14 protein-coding genes are annotated in these 15,437 nt (G+C 73.5%); 8 read left to right on the top strand and 6 right to left on the bottom strand.

All coding sequences use genetic code 11. From position 1 onward, the window contains the following. Positions 1 to 85 precede the first annotated feature (85 nt). The 4 genes from DQ240_RS06735 (at position 86) to DQ240_RS06750 (ending at position 3,101) form a co-directional block, all read left to right on the top strand. Positions 86 to 1,324 (top strand): NAD(P)/FAD-dependent oxidoreductase, encoded by a 1,239-nt coding sequence (locus DQ240_RS06735; RefSeq protein WP_113838820.1) that lies wholly within the window; start codon positions 86 to 88, stop codon positions 1,322 to 1,324. A 2-nt stretch (positions 1,325 to 1,326) separates the two neighbouring features. Further along, complete coding sequence (locus tag DQ240_RS06740; protein WP_113838821.1) at positions 1,327 to 2,061, top strand: peptidase E; 735 nt, start codon at positions 1,327 to 1,329, stop codon at positions 2,059 to 2,061. 5 nt (positions 2,062 to 2,066) lie between these two features. Then, positions 2,067 to 2,711: a lipoyl(octanoyl) transferase LipB gene (lipB, locus tag DQ240_RS06745; protein ID WP_113838822.1), complete on the top strand. Its 645-nt coding sequence runs from the start codon at positions 2,067 to 2,069 to the stop codon at positions 2,709 to 2,711. Positions 2,712 to 2,900: 189 nt separating this feature from the next. Continuing rightward, positions 2,901 to 3,101 (top strand): hypothetical protein, encoded by a 201-nt coding sequence (locus DQ240_RS06750; protein WP_113838823.1) that lies wholly within the window; start codon positions 2,901 to 2,903, stop codon positions 3,099 to 3,101. Positions 3,102 to 3,127: 26 nt separating this feature from the next. On the opposite strand, the gene DQ240_RS06755 is transcribed toward DQ240_RS06750, so the two are convergent. The 3 genes from DQ240_RS06755 to DQ240_RS06765 form a co-directional block, all read right to left on the bottom strand. After that, on the bottom strand, positions 3,128 to 4,147 hold the full coding sequence (locus tag DQ240_RS06755) for a GNAT family N-acetyltransferase (RefSeq protein ID WP_113838824.1): 1,020 nt from the start codon (positions 4,145 to 4,147) through the stop codon (positions 3,128 to 3,130). 64 nt (positions 4,148 to 4,211) lie between these two features. Next, positions 4,212 to 7,130 carry a leucine--tRNA ligase gene (gene leuS, locus DQ240_RS06760; protein WP_113838825.1) on the bottom strand — a complete coding sequence of 973 codons (2,919 nt, stop codon included), beginning with the start codon at positions 7,128 to 7,130 and terminating at the stop codon, positions 4,212 to 4,214. Between the two features lie 223 nt (positions 7,131 to 7,353). Then, a complete protein-coding gene (locus tag DQ240_RS06765) occupies positions 7,354 to 8,283 on the bottom strand; it encodes an LLM class F420-dependent oxidoreductase (RefSeq protein ID WP_113838826.1) in 930 nt (309 codons plus the stop codon). 67 nt (positions 8,284 to 8,350) lie between these two features. Between DQ240_RS06765 and DQ240_RS06770 the strand changes: the two genes are divergently transcribed. From DQ240_RS06770 to DQ240_RS06780, 3 genes are all read left to right on the top strand, one after another. Beyond that, positions 8,351 to 9,547 carry a hypothetical protein gene (locus DQ240_RS06770; RefSeq protein WP_113838827.1) on the top strand — a complete coding sequence of 399 codons (1,197 nt, stop codon included), beginning with the start codon at positions 8,351 to 8,353 and terminating at the stop codon, positions 9,545 to 9,547. 82 nt (positions 9,548 to 9,629) lie between these two features. Next, complete coding sequence (lipA, locus tag DQ240_RS06775) at positions 9,630 to 10,601, top strand: lipoyl synthase (RefSeq protein WP_113838884.1); 972 nt, start codon at positions 9,630 to 9,632, stop codon at positions 10,599 to 10,601. A gap of 51 nt (positions 10,602 to 10,652) precedes the next feature. Next, on the top strand, positions 10,653 to 11,498 hold the full coding sequence (locus DQ240_RS06780; protein ID WP_113838828.1) for a DUF4191 domain-containing protein: 846 nt from the start codon (positions 10,653 to 10,655) through the stop codon (positions 11,496 to 11,498). A gap of 22 nt (positions 11,499 to 11,520) precedes the next feature. Here the strand turns inward: DQ240_RS06780 and DQ240_RS06785 are convergent, their stop codons facing one another. Together DQ240_RS06785 and DQ240_RS06790 are read right to left on the bottom strand one after the other, a co-directional pair. Next, a complete protein-coding gene (locus tag DQ240_RS06785) occupies positions 11,521 to 11,973 on the bottom strand; it encodes a hypothetical protein (RefSeq protein WP_147261946.1) in 453 nt (150 codons plus the stop codon). Between the two features lie 174 nt (positions 11,974 to 12,147). Further along, a complete protein-coding gene (locus DQ240_RS06790; protein ID WP_113838830.1) occupies positions 12,148 to 12,567 on the bottom strand; it encodes an RDD family protein in 420 nt (139 codons plus the stop codon). A 247-nt stretch (positions 12,568 to 12,814) separates the two neighbouring features. On the opposite strand from DQ240_RS06790, the gene glnA reads away from it, so the two are divergent. Continuing rightward, entirely contained in the window at positions 12,815 to 14,251 is a 1,437-nt protein-coding gene (glnA, locus tag DQ240_RS06795) for a type I glutamate--ammonia ligase (protein WP_113838831.1), read from the top strand. Positions 14,252 to 14,277: 26 nt separating this feature from the next. Here the strand turns inward: glnA and xerC are convergent, their stop codons facing one another. Beyond that, positions 14,278 to 15,237 (bottom strand): tyrosine recombinase XerC, encoded by a 960-nt coding sequence (gene xerC, locus DQ240_RS06800; protein ID WP_233498552.1) that lies wholly within the window; start codon positions 15,235 to 15,237, stop codon positions 14,278 to 14,280. Positions 15,238 to 15,437: the final 200 nt, after the last annotated feature.

A 15,437-nucleotide genomic window follows, 5' to 3' on the forward strand; every position in this document is an offset into this window, starting at 1 on the left:
ACCGGCCCGGACTGTCCCGCGGCGCACCGCTGGCGGGCAATCGCCCACCCGGGTGGCCGGTTCCGCCGGGACGTAGGTTCGCTGCGTGGCTCTCCCCGCACGCGCCGAGGTCGTCGTCGTCGGTGCCGGCCTGGCGGGGCTCTCCGCGGCCGTGCGGCTGGCCGAGGCCGGTCTCGACGTCCACGTGGTCGAGGCGAGCGGGCACGCCGGCGGACGTCTGGCCACCGAGCGGGTGGACGGCTTCGTCGTCGACCGCGGCTTCCAGGTGCTCAACACCGGCTACCCCCGGGTGGCGGCCGACCTCGACGTCCCGGCGCTGGAGATGGGCTGGTTCTGGCCGGGGGCCGTGCTCCGGCACGAGGGCCGCGCCGCCCGCCTCGTCGACCCCCGCCGCCACCCGGCGACCGCCCTGGGGACGCTGCGCGCGCCGATCGGGTCGCTGCCGGCGAAGACGGCCATCGCGGCCTACTCCGCCCGGGCCGGCTACCTCCCGCTCGAGCGGTTGCTGCGGACGCCGGAGACGACGGCGGAGCAGCGGCTGCGCGCGGCGGGCGTCGGCGACGAGGCCCTGGAGCGGTTCTTCCGCCCGTTCCTCGCCGGGGTGCTGCTGGAGTCGGAGCTGACCACCTCGAGCCGGTACCTCGACCTGCTGTGGCGCAGCTTCGCTCGTGGCCGGATCGGGCTCCCGCGCCACGGCATGCAGGCCGTCGGCGAGCAGCTCGCGGCCCGGCTCGACGCCCAGAGGCTCCACCTCGACCTGAGGGTGAGCTCGGTGACGGACGGCTCGGTGACCACCGCCTCCGGCCCGGTCCGCGCGGACGCCGTCGTCGTCGCCAGCGATCCGGACACCGCCGCCACCCTGCTCCCCGGCGTGGAAGCGGCCGCACCGCGCCGGGTCACCACGCACCTGCACGTCCTCCCGGCCTCCCCCTGGGAGGACCCGCTGATCGTGCTCGGGACGCCGGGCGGTCGGCTGGTCAACAGCGTCGTCCTCACCGACGCGCAGCCGGCCTACTCCCCCGACGGCCGGGCGCTGGTCGCCAGCTCCTCGCTCGGACCCACGACGGAGGCAGAGGTGCGCGACGAGATCGCCCGACTGCACGACGTGGGGACGACGGAACTGGAGCACCTGACTTCCGTCACGGTGACCCATGCCCAGCCGGCCACGCTGCCGCCGCTGCAGCTGCGCCGTCCGGTCGACCTCGGCGGCGGCGTCTTCGTGTGCGGCGACCACCGCGACACCCCGTCCATCCAGGGCGCCATGGCCAGCGGAGCGCGGGCCGCCCGCGCCGTGCTGCGCGCCCTCCGGCCGAAGGAGCGCTGAGCGTGCCCGCCTCCGCACCGACGATCCTCGCCACCAGCATCGGCTTCGACTCCCGCGGCCGCGGGCCCGGCGACTGGGCGCCGGGGCCGGTCTTCGACCTCGCCGTCGAGCTCGCGGGCGCACCCGCCCGCCCCCGCCTCTGCTACCTGGGGACCGCGACCGGCGACGACCCGGCACGGCTGGCCGGCGTCTACGGCGCCTTCGCCGGGAGCGACGTCCGGGTCAGCCACCTCAGCCTCTTCCCGATGCCGACGGTGCCCGACGTGCGGGCGCACCTGCTGGCCCAGGACGTCGTCTGGGTCGGCGGGGGCAGCGTGGCCAACCTGCTCGCCGTGTGGCGGGTGCACGGCCTGGACGAGGTCCTCCGCGAGGTGTGGGAGGCCGGCGTCGTCCTCGGCGGGGTGTCGGCCGGGTCGCTGTGCTGGCACGTCGGCGGCAACACCGACTCCTTCGGCCCCGACCTGCGCCCGGTGACGGACGGGCTGGCGCTGATCCCGGCGTCCAACAGCGTCCACTACGACTCCGAGGCGCAGCGCCGGCCGCTGTACCAGCGGCTGGTCGCCGACGGCACGCTGCCGCCGGGTCACGCCACGGACGACGGGGTCGGGCTGGTCTACCGCGGCACCGAGCTGGTCGAGGCGGTCGCGGACCGTCCGGGCAGGCACGCCTACCGGGTGGAGCGCGGCCCGGACGGGACGGCGGTGGAGACGCCGATCGCGCCGCGCCGCCTACGCTGATCGGCGTGAGCGATCTGCGGGTGATCCGGGCCGGGCTCGTCGACTACGAGGAGGCCTGGGCGCGACAGCGCGAGCTGCACGCCGCCCGGGTCGCGGGCACCGGGCCCGACACCATGCTGCTGCTGGAGCACCCGCCGGTGTACACCGCCGGCCGGCGCACGGAGCCGCACGAGCGGCCCTTCGACGGCACCCCGGTCATCGACGTCGACCGCGGCGGCAAGATCACCTGGCACGGCCCCGGCCAGCTGGTCGGGTACCCGATCGTCGCGCTGCCCGACCCGGTGGACGTCGTCGCGCACGTCCGCCGGCTCGAAGAGGCGCTCATCGAGGTGTGCGCCGGCTTCGGCCTGCCCACCCAGCGGGTCGAGGGGCGCAGCGGCGTGTGGGTGACCGCCGACGAGCGCGGCCCCGACCGCAAGGTCGCGGCCATCGGCGTGCGCGTCGCCCGAGGCGTGACCATGCACGGCTTCGCGCTCAACTGCGACCCCGACATGGCCGCCTTCTCGAACATGGTGCCGTGCGGCATCCCCGACGCCGGGGCCACGTCGCTGACGGCGGAGCTCGGCCGCGACGTGACCGTGGTCCAGGCGATCGACGCGGTCGAGGCGGCGATGCGCCGCGTGCTCGCGCTGCAGCCCGCCACCGCCTGATGGGCGCGCCGCTCCCGGTCAGCACCTACGTCAGCCTCACCACCTTCCGCCGGTCCGGCGCCGCCGTCCCGACCTGAGCGGCGCGGCCCCGTCCAGAGGCTCGGCCCGAGCCTGCGAGGGCTGAGGAGGACGGGGTCCTCCTCGAAGCGGCTGCACCACACGTCCCGGGTCACCGTCGCCCCCTGCGACGTGCACGGTCGGGTCCGCGGCCCGGCGGTCGAGGCGACCGCGGAGTTCGTGCCGCACGACCAGTGGCCGCAGGCCCTCGCCGCGCTACGCCGGGCCTACGGGCTGAGGTTCACCCTCGGCCACGTCACCTCACGGCTGGTGCACCGGCTGCTGCGGCGTCCCGGGGACCGCCACGAGCTGATCCGCATCCGCCCCGCCTGAGCGGAGTCGCTCGAGCGCGGGAACCGTCATCCGGGCGCTCCGCTCGTGCGGAACCCCCACATCGACAGCTGCCCGGCGGGCCGGAACCCGAGCGCACGGTTGACCGCGACCATCGGCTCGTTGCCCTCGAGGTTGTAGGTGCTGATCAGCTCCACCTGGGGGAACGCCGGCGCCAGCTCCCGGAGCACCGCCGCCTTCACCAAGGCGCCCAACCGATGGCCGCGGTGCTCGCGGAGCACGAGGGTGCCCGCCTGGGAAGCCCGGCGCGGATCGGCCAGGGGCACCTGGAGATCGGTGTAGGCGACCAGGCGCCCGCCGAGCGTCGCCCCGGCCGAGAACACCGTCCGCCCGCGCGCCACCGACGCCGCCTCGTGCTCGCGCACCCGGTCGGCGTCCCACCGCTCGGCGCCCATCGGGATGTCCCCGTGCGGCGCGTCGGTGCTCATCCGCTCCTCCAGCACGGCGCGGTCGTCGACGAGGTGCTCGGGCACGTGGTCGCGCCAGGTGACCACCTCGTACCCGCGCGCGGCCGCCCGTGCCTCCTCCTCGACGGCGGCCAGTCGCGCCTCGTCCGGGGGCAGCCGGAGGTCGCGGCGGGTCTCCAGCAGGTCGCACGTCCACCCGTGCCGCTGAGCGAACAACCGCCCCGCCGAGTCCGGTACCGGCTCGTCGACCTCGGCCATCAGCTCGGTGCGGCCGGCCACCGCGGCCAGCCGCAGCGCGTCGGCGAGCAGCGCGGTCCCGACCGCCAGGCGCCGCGCGGCGGGGTGGACGGCGAGGTCGACGATCGCCACCGAGGTGTTGTCCAGCAGGGGGAACAGCAGACGCAGCGCCCCGACCACCTCACCGTCCACCACCCCCGCCCGGTGGACACCGTCACGGGACCCGCCCGGCCCGACCAGCTGCCGGCCCAGGGCCACGTGCTCGGCGGGCGGCCGGGGCGGGTCGGCGGGCCGTGCGGCGAGTTCGGCGGTGGTCCACACCGCGCACCAGCCGGCGAAGGCGTCGTCGTCGGGGTCGACGTCGAGCAGCTGGAGGGAGGTCATCCCCTCGTCCTACCGCGTGAGCGGAGTCGCTCGGTAACGGTTTCCGCTCCCGAGCGACTCCGCATCACCCGAGGACGAAGTTGACCAGCCGGCCCGGGACGGCGACCACGCGGCGGACGGTCTTCCCCGCCAGCTGCGCGGCGATCCTCTCGTCGGCGCGGGCGGCGGCCTCCAGTGCTGCGGCGTCCGCGTCGGCGGGCACGCTGACCTGCGCGCGGACCTTGCCGTTGACCTGGACGGCGACCTCGACGGTGTCCTCGACCAGCCAGCGCTCGTCGGCCACCGGGAACGGCGTCCAGGCCGAGGACCCGTCGTGGCCCAGCCGCGACCACAGCTCGTCGGCCAGGTGCGGAGCCAGCGGCGCCACCAGCAGCACCAGCGGCTCGGCCACCGACCGCGGCACCCGCTGGTCGGCCCCGTAGGCCTGGGTCAGCGCGTTGGTCAGCTCCGTGATCCGGGCGATGGCGATGTTGAACCGCAGGGTCTCCATGCCGTCGCGGACGCCCGCGATCGCCCTGTGCAGCGCGCGCAGCGTCTCCTCGGCGGGCTCCACGTCGTCGGCGACCCGGACCGCGCCGGTCTCCTCGTCGACGACGACGCGCCAGATCCGCTGCAGCAGCCGCTGCGAGCCGACGACGGCCTTGGTCTCCCACGGCCGGGACTGGTCCAGCGGCCCGGTCGACATCTCGTAGACCCGGAAGGTGTCGGCGCCGTAGGCGGCGATCATCTCGTCCGGCGTCACCACGTTCTTGAGGCTCTTGCCCATCTTGCCGTGCTGGCGGTCGACGGGCGCGCCCTCGAACAGGAACGCACCCTCACGCTCCTCCACCTCCGCGGCGGGCACGTAGAAGCCCCGCTCGTCGGTGTAGGCGTAGGCGGTGATGTAGCCCTGGTTGACCAACCGGCGGAAGGGCTCCTCGCTGGAGACGTACCCCAGGTCGAACAGCACCTTGTGCCAGAACCGGGCGTACAGCAGGTGCAGGACGGCGTGCTCGACACCGCCGACGTACAGGTCGACGCCGCCGACGTCGCCCTCGCCGCGCGGCCCCATCCAGTAGCGCTCCAGCTCCGGGTCGACCATCTGCGTGTCGTCGCCCGGGTCCAGGTAGCGCAGGTAGTACCAGCACGAGCCGGCCCAGTTGGGCATCGTGTTGGTCTCGCGGCGGTAGGGCTTCGGCCCGTCGCCCAGGTCGAGGGTGACCGTCGTCCACTCCGTGGCGCGCGACAGCGGCGGCTCGGGAGAGGAGTCGGCGTCGTCGTCGGAGAACGTCTTCGGCGAGTAGTCGTCGACCTCGGGCAGCAGCACCGGCAGCATCGACTCCGGCACCGCGCGCGGAGCACCGTCCTCGCCGTAGACGATCGGGAACGGCTCGCCCCAGTAGCGCTGCCGGCTGAACAGCCAGTCGCGCAGCTTGTAGGTGGTCGTCGCCTCGCCGGAGCCCTTCGCGACCAGCCACTCGGTGATCCGCGCGATCGCAGAGGCCTTGTCCAGCCCGTCCAGCGAGATCTCGTCGTTGGACGAGTTGATCATCTGGCCGGCGCCGGTCCACGCCCCGCCGTCCCAGTCCGCGGGCGGCTGCACGGTGCGCACGTGCGGCAGGCCGAACGCCTCGGCGAAGTCCCAGTCACGGGCGTCCTCGGCGGGCACGGCCATGATCGCGCCGGTGCCGTAGCCGGTCAGGACGTAGTCGGCGATGAAGACCGGCAGCTCCCGGCCGTTGACCGGGTTGACGGCGGAGACGCCCAGCCAGACGCCGGTCTTCTCCCGCGCCTCGTTCTGCCGGTCCAGCTCCGAGCGCCGTGAGGCCTGCCGCTGGTACTCCCGCACCGCCTCGGCCGGGGTCGCCGCGCCGCCGGTCCACCGCGGGTCGGTGCCGTCGGGCCACGCGGCGGCGGTCAGCGCCTCGACCAGCGGGTGCTCCGGCGCCAGGACGACGTAGGTGGCGCCGAACAGCGTGTCCGGGCGGGTGGTGAAGACCTCGATGGTCTCGCTGCCGGCGGCGAAGCGGATCCGGGCGCCGGTCGAGCGGCCGATCCAGTTGCGCTGCATCTGCTTCAGCGAGTCCGACCAGTTCAGCCGGTCCAGGTCGGCCAGCAGCCGCTCGGCGTAGGCGGTGATCCGCATCATCCACTGGGTCAGCGGCCGCCGGAACACCGGGAAGTTGCCGCGCTCGGAGCGTCCGTCGGCGGTCACCTCCTCGTTGGACAGCACGGTGCCCAGGCCGGGGCACCAGTTCACCGGCGCCTCGTGCAGGTAGGCCAGCCGGTGGGCGTCCACGACCGTCGTCCGCTCGGCCGGCGACAGCTCGGCCCACGGCCGGCCGCCCGGGTTGGTGCCCGGCGCGGGCTCGCGGGTCCCGGCGTCCAGCTCGGCGACCAGCTCCTCGATCCGCCGAGCCTTCCCGGCGTCGGTGTCGAACCACGACCCGAAGATCTGCAGGAAGATCCACTGGGTCCACTTGTAGTAGCCGGGGTCGATCGTGGCGAAGCTGCGGCGGTCGTCGTGGTCGACGCCCAGCCGGCGCAGCTGGGCGCGGATGGCGGCGATGTTCTGCTCGGTGGTGATCCGGGGGTGCTGTCCGGTCTGGACGGCGTACTGCTCGGCCGGCAGACCGAACGCGTCGTACCCCATCGGGTGCAGCACGTTGTCGCCGTCCATCCGGCGGAACCGGCTGGTGACGTCGGTGCCCAGGTAGCCCAGCGGGTGGCCGACGTGCAGGCCCGCGCCCGAGGGATAGGGGAACATGTCCATCGCGAAGAACTTCGGCCGGTCCGCGACCCGCTCGAAGCCCGCGGCCAGGCGGCCGGTCGGGTTCGGGGTGTGGAACGTCCCCTCGGCCTCCCACCGGTCCTGCCAGGCCAGCTCGATCTGCTGCGCCAGGGCCGGCGTGTAGCGGTGTCGAGGGGTGTCCCCGCCCACCCGGCCGCTGCCGGTCGGCTCGGTGCTGGCAGCGCCGCTCTGGCTGCTGGCCGTCTGGCTCATCGTCGGTGCTCCGGTCTCGGGTGGGGACGCGCGCGAACGGGTGCGGACATGGAAAGACCCCTCGCACAGGAGGGGTCGCCGCGCTGTCCTCGCAGGTGGGGTCAGCGCGGCCCGGTGAGGAGGAGCCGCCCGGTCACGCCTGCCACTCTACCGCCGGCCCGGCACGCGACCCCACGACGATCGGAGTCGCTCGAGCGCGGTCGCCGCACTCGAGCGACTCCGCTCAGGACAGCTGCGGGGCGACCTCCGCGGCCACGAGGTCCAGGTGGTCGAGGTCGGCCAGGTCGAGCACCTGGAGGTAGACGCGCGTCGCCCCGGCCTCGGCGTAGCGGCCGAGGGTGTCGACCGCCTCGGCCGGCGTGCCGGCGACACCGTTCTCGCGCAGCTCGTCAACCTCCCGGCCGATCGCCGCGGCGCGACGGGCGAGCTCGGCCTCGTCCCGGCCCACGCACAGCACCAGCGCCGAGCTGCAGGTCATCGAGGAGGGGTCCCGCCCGGCCTCCTCGCAGGCGCTCCGGACCCCGGCGAACAGCCGCGCGTTCTCGGCCGCGGACATGAAGGGCACGTTGAACTCGTGCGCGTACCGGGCGGCCAGGCGGGGCGTGCGCTTGGCGCCGCTGCCGCCGACCAGCAGCGGGATGCCGCCGTCCTGCACCGGTTTGGGCAGCGCCGGCGACCCACTGATCCGGTAGTGCTCCCCGTCGAAGTCGAACGTCTCCCCCGACGGCGTCCCCCACAGCCCCGTGATGACGGCGAGCTGCTCCTCGTACCGGTCGAAGCGCTCCCCCAGGGCCGGGAAGGGGATGCCGTACGCGTCGTGTTCGGCCTCGAACCAGCCCGAGCCGATGCCCAGCTCGACCCGGCCGCCGCTCATCTGGTCGACCTGCGCGACCGAGATCGCCAGCGGGCCGGGCAGCCGGAAGGTGGCCGCGGTCATCAGCGTGCCGAGCCGGATCCGGCTGGTCTCCCGCGCCAGCCCGGCGAGCGTCAGCCAGGCGTCCGTGGGGCCGGGCAGCCCGTCGCCGCCCATCGCGAGGTAGTGGTCCGAGCGGAAGAAGGCGTCGAAGCCGGTCTCCTCGGTCCGGCGGGCCACCGCGAGGATGTCGTCGTAGGTGGCGCCCTGCTGGGGTTCGGTGAAGATGCGGAGCTGCACGTCGACGACGCTATCGCCGCCGGGGCGGTCGTGCTCCGGGGTGTGCTCGTCGCGCGGACCGGGCAGGATGACCGCCGAGACGATCTACGTGGAGGTACATCCCGTGTTCCGCAAGAAGACCCGTGGTCAGGTCATCGCAGCCGAGCTCCAGGAGGGCCTCAGCCACATCCAGACGGCCATGACCGAGGCCGGTCGTGCGGCCGCGGACGAACTGGGCCCGCGCATCGCGGCCGCCCGTGACGCCGCCGGCCCGGCGCTCGGCGCCGCTCAGCTCGCGGTCGCCCCCAAGGTCGCCGCGGCCGTCGCCGTCGCCGCCCCCGCCGTCGCCTCGGCCCGCGAGGCCGTCGCCCCCCGCGTCGAGGCCGCGCAGAAGGCCCTGGCCCCGCGCGTCGAGGCAGCCCTCGACGCGGCGGCTCCCCGCCTGGAGGCCGCGCAGAAGGCGGTCGACGCGGGCCTGGCCGCCGCCGTCGAGGCGCTCAATCCGCGGATCGAGGCAGCACGGGCCGGCGCGGGCCCGGCGCTGACCTCCGCCGTCGCCGCCACCACCGCGGCGGCCAGCAAGGCCGCTGCCGACCTCGCCCCGCGCGTCGAGGCGGCCCAGCGGGCCGCGCAGAAGGCGATCGCGAACGACGTCCTCCCGAAGGTGGTGGCCGCCCGCGAGGCCGTGGGGCCGGCGTTCGAGAACGCCCGGGGCACCCTGGTCGCCGGCGTCGAGACCGCGCTGAGCGAGCTGGAGGCCCGGCGCGACGACCTGGTCGGCGCCGCCGGCAGGACCACGAAGAAGGCCTCGAAGAAGGCACAGCGCAAGGCCGCCAAGAAGGCCGCCAAGGCGAAGGCCACCAAGGCCGCGGTCAAGGCGTCGAAGAAGGCGCAGCGGGGTACGGAGGAGTCGTCACGTCGCTGGCCGTGGCTCGCGGTGTTCCTCGCCGTCGGGGCCGTGGCCTTCTCGGTGCTCCGGCGCCGCAACGACGCCGACACCTGGACCCCCGCCCCCACCGGTGACGGGCCCGTGCCCAGCTACCGAGAGGACCCCGTGCCCAGCTCCCCCAGCGACGACGCCGGCAAGACCGTCTCCAGCGCCACCTGGGAGTCCGGCGACTCCGCGCCCGCCGAGTCCGACATGGGCATCCGCGACGCGCAGACGGTCGACTCCGACGGCCCGACCGACCCGGTCGACCCGAAGAACAACCCCGAGCCGTTCACCAGCGGCGGCAGCGACGACCCCGGCCCGACCGCCGGGCCGTCCGGCTCCGGTCAGGCCTGACCGCCCGAGACCTCGCACACACCGCCCCCGCTGCTCGGCGAGCAGCGGGGGCGGTGGCGTCCGCGGGCGTACCGTGCAGGTCATGAGCGAGACGGCGGCCCCCACGTCCTCCGGATCCGCCCTCGAGCCCGCCGGCCGCAAGCTGCTGCGCCTCGAGGTCCGCAACAGCCAGGTACCGATCGAGCGCAAGCCGGAGTGGATCAAGACCCGGCTGAAGACCGGGCCGGAGTACACCGAGCTGAAGTCGCTGGTCCGCCGCGAGGGCCTGCACACGGTGTGCGAGGAGGCCGGCTGTCCCAACATCTACGAGTGCTGGGAGGACCGCGAGGCCACCTTCCTCATCGGCGGTGACCAGTGCACGCGGCGCTGCGACTTCTGCCAGATCGACACCGGCAAGCCCGCGGACTTCGACGCCGACGAGCCGCGCCGGGTCGCCGAGAGCGTCGCCTCGATGCAGCTGCGCTACGCGACGGTGACCGGGGTGGCCCGGGACGACCTCCCCGACGGCGGCGCCTGGCTGTACGCCGAGACGGTGCGCCAGATCCACGCCGCCGTCCCCGGCTGCGGCGTCGAGCTGCTGATCCCGGACTTCAACGCCGACGCAGGCCAGCTGGCCGAGGTCTTCTCCTCCCGGCCGGAGGTCCTGGCGCACAACGTCGAGACCGTGCCGCGGATCTTCAAGCGCATCCGGCCCGGCTTCCGCTTCGAGCGCTCGCTGGCCGTGATCACCGCCGCCCGCGAGGCCGGCCTGGTCACCAAGTCCAACCTGATCCTGGGCATGGGCGAGGAGCCGCACGAGGTCGTGGAGACGATGCAGGCGCTGCACGACGCCGGATGCGACCTGCTCACGATCACCCAGTACCTCCGCCCCTCGCCGCGGCACCACCCCGTCGTCCGCTGGGTGAAGCCCGACGAGTTCGTCGGCTTCCAGGCCGAGGCCGAGCGGATCGGCTTCCCGGGCGTGCTGGCCGGGCCGCTGGTCCGCAGCTCCTACCGGGCCGGCCGGCTCTACCAGCAGGCGGTCGAGGCCCGAGGGCTCGCCCCGCAGGGGTGAGCTGGGGCGTCGTCGTCCGGGGATGGCGGCGCGCGGCCGTATCCTCTGCTCATGGCACGCAGCAAGCCCACCGACTCCTCCGCTCCCGCCGGCAAGGCCGGACGGGCGCCCGGCGCGGGTGGCCGTGGCGCGACCGCCTCGGGGGCGTCGGCCGGCAAGCCCGCGAAGGCCGCCAAGCCGCCGAAGCTGGGCAAGGACGGCCAGCCCAAGAAGGCCCGCCTGGCCAAGCTCCGCAACAACGCCCGCATGATGAAGCAGGCGTACTCGCTGACCTACAAGAACGACCGCAAGCTCCCGTGGGTCATGCTCATCGCCTTCGTGGTGGTGTTCGGCGTCATCGAGCTGATCGGCATCCTGCTGAGCGCCCCGATCCTCACGTTGCCCTTCGCGATCGTCGCCGGCCTCCTGGCCGCGCTGATCGTGTTCGGCCGGCGGGCTCAGGGATCGGCGATGCGCCAGGTCGAGGGGCAGCCGGGCGCGGCCGCCTGGGTGCTCGAGGGCATGCGCGGTGACTGGCGGGTGACCTCCGGGGTCGCCGGGACCACCCAGCTCGACGCCGTGCACCGGGTGCTCGGCCGGCCCGGGATCATCCTGGTCGCCGAGGGCGTCCCGTCGCGGGTGCGCCCGCTGCTGGCGCAGGAGAAGAAGAAGCTCGCCCGCGTCGTCGGGGACACCCCGATCTACGACGTCACCGTCGGCGACGACGAGGGCCAGGTGCCGCTGAAGAAGCTCAACACCCACATGGCGAAGCTGCCGCGCAACCTCAGCCCGGCCGAGGTCAACGCCCTGGGCCGGCGCATGAGCGCGCTCGGTGGCCCGAAGATGCCGGTGCCCGGCGGCCCGCTCCCCGGCGGCCGGCAGATGTCGGTCAGCCAGCGCCAGGTCCGCCGCCGGTAGCACGGCCGGCACCGACGGGCCCTCACCCGTCGGCAGCGGGGATCGTCACCTCGCGCCCGGCCAGCCGCGCCGTCAGTGGCTTCGTCGGCGACACCCCGGACGGCAGCTCCACCACGGTCACGAACCCGCTCATGTCCGCGGTGCAGACGTCCCGGTCGGAGAACCGGGAGCCCAGCCGGACCTCGATCTCCTGATCGGCGACGACGTCGATGCCGTACGGGGCACTGGGGCAGCTGCTGCTGCCGTAGGTCACGACCGCGAGGTGGCGGCCGCCGTCCGCCCACGCGACCGAGGGCTCGAACGTCGGCACCGCACCGGCTCCCGTCGTCGGCGCGGACGGCGACGTCGGCTCCGGGCCGCCGGGCACGGGCGGGGTCGCCGGGGCGGGCAGGAGCTGGACGTGGATCCCCTGCGCCGGCACCAGCGGGAACCGCCGCGCCACGGGGGTGTCGGCCCCGAGGGGGAACTCGGCCACAGAGGGCATCGGACCACCGGTCCCGTCGCCCTCCCCCTCGCCCCCGCAGGCGGACAGCAGCGGCAACGCCGCCAGGAGCGTCGCGACCGCGACCAGTGGGCCCGCGGACCGGGATCGGTGCACGACGGGCATGCTCTCCCGTGCCCACACACCCGTCCAGCGCCGGTCCCGCTCCTACCTGTCGCGGACGACGGCGGTGTCGGTCAGCCGGTCGTGCAGACCGCGGCCGTCGGCGTCCACCACCAGGGCCGGGACCAGCAGGCACAGCAGCGCGGTGCGGACGACGGCCCGCCACCAGGCCAGCTGCGCGCCCGGCCGCGGGTGCGCCAGCCGCAGACCCAGCAGGCGCATCCCCGGCGTCTGCCCGAACAGCACCAGTGACACGACGGTGATCGCGGCGAAGGTCAGCAGCGACCAGTAGGCGCGACCGGGACCGAAGAACGCCAGCGCGACCAGCCCGGATGCGACGGCGTCCACCAGGTACGCCTGGACGCGGGAGCCGAAGCCGGCCAGGGACCCCGGACCGTCCGGCGGCAACCCCAGCGAGGCGCCGCGGCGGCGCTCCTGAGAAGGTGGCTGGGCATCCCTGACCATGACCGCCAGCGTAGGACCCCTCGACCTGTGCACCGCGCGGTCGAGGTCGCCGGGCTCCGGCCCGACACGCCGGAGCCGGTGTTACCGGTCCGAAACACAGGAGACATTCCGGGGCAACTCCTCGCTCGTAGGTTCGCCACCGGCTGTTCGCCCACTCCGTCCCACGTTCGCTTCCGCGGGGGTCTCCGCTCCTCGCTCGTTCCTCGCTGCGATGCTCAACCCCCTGTCCGCTCACCCCGGAGGATCGATGTTCACCAGTCCCGACGAGGTCGCCGCCTACATCCGCGACAACGACGTCGAGTTCGTCGACGTGCGCTTCTGCGACCTGCCCGGCGTCATGCAGCACTTCACCATCCCCGCATCGACGTTCGGCGAGGACACGTTCTCCGAGGGTCTGGGCTTCGACGGCTCCTCGATCCGTGGCTTCCAGGCCATCAACGAGTCCGACATGCTGCTGCTGCCCGACGCCAACAGCGCCTTCGTGGACCCGTTCCGCAAGCACAAGACGCTCAACGTCAACTTCTTCATCCACGACCCGATCACGCGCGAGGCCTACAGCCGCGACCCGCGGAACGTGGCGAAGAAGGCCGAGGCCTACCTGGCCAGCAGCGGCATCGCCGACACCGCGTACTTCGGTCCCGAGGCGGAGTTCTACGTCTTCGACTCGGTCCGCTACAACACCAGCATCAACGAGGGGTACTACCACCTCGACTCGGTCGAGGGCTCCTGGAACACCGGGTCGCCGACCGGCGAGAACGGCGTCGGCCCCAACCTGGGCTACAAGGCCCGGATGAAGGGCGGCTACTTCCCGGTCGAGCCCTACGACCAGCAGAGCGACCTGCGCGCCGACATGATGATCAACCTGGCGCGTGCCGGCCTGGAGCTCGAGCGGGGTCACCACGAGGTGGGCACCGGCGGCCAGGCGGAGATCAACTACAAGTTCGACACGCTGCTGCGCTCGGCCGACAGCCTGATGCTGTTCAAGTACATCATCAAGAACACCGCCTGGGCCCACGGCAAGTCCGCCACCTTCATGCCCAAGCCGCTGTTCGGCGACAACGGCTCCGGCATGCACTGCCACCAGAGCCTCTGGAAGGACGGCGAGCCGCTCTTCCACGCCGAGACCGGCTACGCGGGGCTGTCCGACACCGCCCGCCACTACATCGGCGGTCTGCTCGCCCACGCCCCGTCGCTGCTGGCCTTCACCAACCCGACGGTCAACAGCTACCACCGCCTGGTCCCGGGCTACGAGGCGCCGATCAACCTGGTGTACTCGGCGCGCAACCGGTCGGCCTGCTGCCGCATCCCGATCTCGGGTGACAACCCGAAGGCCAAGCGCATCGAGTTCCGCGTGCCCGACCCGTCGGCCAACCCGTACCTCGCCTTCTCGGCGATGCTGATGGCCGGCCTCGACGGCATCAAGAACAAGATCGAGCCCCCGGCGCCGGTGGACAAGGACCTCTACGAGCTGCCGCCCGAGGAGGCCCTGGGCATCGACAAGGTGCCCGCGTCGCTGGACGCCGTCCTCGACAACCTCGAGGTCGACCACGAGTACCTGATCGACGGCGGTGTCTTCACCCCCGACCTGATCGAGACGTGGATCGACTACAAGCGGGCCAACGAGATCGACCCGATCCGCCTGCGGCCGCACCCGCACGAGTTCGCGATGTACTACGACATCTGAGTTCTTCAACGCGCTGACCAGCATGTTTATCGCTGGGAGGCACTGCCAGTCCCCAACGAGTCCCCACGGGCCGCCAGCACAGCACCAACGGCGGCCCGTGCGGACTCGTCGCTGTCGGGCCACATGTGCCCGTAGGTGTCGAGCGTTGTCTTGGCGCTGCCGTGCCGAAGCCGGTGCTGGACGACCTTCACGTCGAGGCCGCTACCGATGAGCAGCGACGCCAAGTAGTGGCGCAGATCGTGGTAGCGGAACGCCCCGGGTAGCCCGTCGATCTTGGGCCGCGCCGAGCGAATGGCCCGCTCGATGGCCCACGTCGAGGCCTGCCGGCCGGTGCCGTCGGTGACGACGTAGTCGCCGCCCCACCGGGCCACGGCTGCCGAGAGCTCCAACGCCAGCTCCTGCGGGATGGGTAGCGGCGTACGGGACGCCTCGGTCTTGAGCGGCTCCCCGTCGCCCTGCTGGACCGGCCGCACGATCCCCCGCATGAAGTCGACGTCCTCGACACGCAGTCCGACCGCCTCGGCGGTGCGCAGCCCGACGAACGCCCCGAGCAGGATGGCGGGGCGCAGGTGGTCGGGGACCGTGTCGTTCAGCGCCCAGACCTGCTCGGTCGTGGCGACGTAGGGTCGCTGACTGCCAGCCCCCGGAGAGGTGCGTCGCGAGCACGGGTTCCGCGCCAGTAGCCCATCGTGGACCGCGTCGCTCATGACCTGCGACAGCCGAGAGTGCAACGCGTAGACGTAGCTGTCGGCCAGGCCATCGGCCTTGAGCTTCACCGTCCACGAGCGCACCGCCGAGGGCCGCACCGTCGACAGCGGCATGGGGCCGAACGCTGCGGTGATCTGGGCGACGTGCACCTGCGCCTGCCGTACCGTCCGCGGGCGCCGCGTGGCGTAGCCGGCCAGCCAGGTCTCGCACCAGTCGGCGACGGTCGTCCGGGCGGTCTTGGGGTCGACGTAGGTGCCGGTCACCTGGCTGGTCGTCACCTCGTCGAGCCACCGCTGCGCCTTGGATTTCTGCTTGTCGGCAAACGCCCGCGTGACCTCCTTGCCTGCGGCGGGCCGTGCCCCGTGGGGTGGTGTAGCTCGTCCGCGTGCTGCTCTGCGGTGTTGCTGACTATGCCGTCTGCAGGGCGGGCTGGTCGATCACCTCGCTGGGGTCGGTGCGGCGGGGCTCGAGGGCGGTC

Origin of the sequence: Blastococcus sp. TF02A-26 (genome assembly GCF_003319125.1) — a bacterium.
Lineage (GTDB): Bacteria > Actinomycetota > Actinomycetes > Mycobacteriales > Geodermatophilaceae > Trujillonella.

Excerpts from the sequence above, each read along its gene's own strand:
- lipA (WP_113838884.1), top strand. The coding sequence starts at position 9,630 with ATGAGCGAGACGGCGGCCCCCACGTCCTCCGGATCCGCCCTCGAGCCC.
- DQ240_RS06770 (WP_113838827.1), top strand. The coding sequence starts at position 8,351 with ATGACCGCCGAGACGATCTACGTGGAGGTACATCCCGTGTTCCGCAAG.
- DQ240_RS06780 (WP_113838828.1), top strand. The coding sequence starts at position 10,653 with ATGGCACGCAGCAAGCCCACCGACTCCTCCGCTCCCGCCGGCAAGGCC.
- DQ240_RS06790 (WP_113838830.1), bottom strand. The coding sequence starts at position 12,567 with ATGGTCAGGGATGCCCAGCCACCTTCTCAGGAGCGCCGCCGCGGCGCC.
- leuS (WP_113838825.1), bottom strand. The coding sequence starts at position 7,130 with ATGAGCCAGACGGCCAGCAGCCAGAGCGGCGCTGCCAGCACCGAGCCG.
- DQ240_RS06755 (WP_113838824.1), bottom strand. The coding sequence starts at position 4,147 with ATGACCTCCCTCCAGCTGCTCGACGTCGACCCCGACGACGACGCCTTC.
- glnA (WP_113838831.1), top strand. The coding sequence starts at position 12,815 with ATGTTCACCAGTCCCGACGAGGTCGCCGCCTACATCCGCGACAACGAC.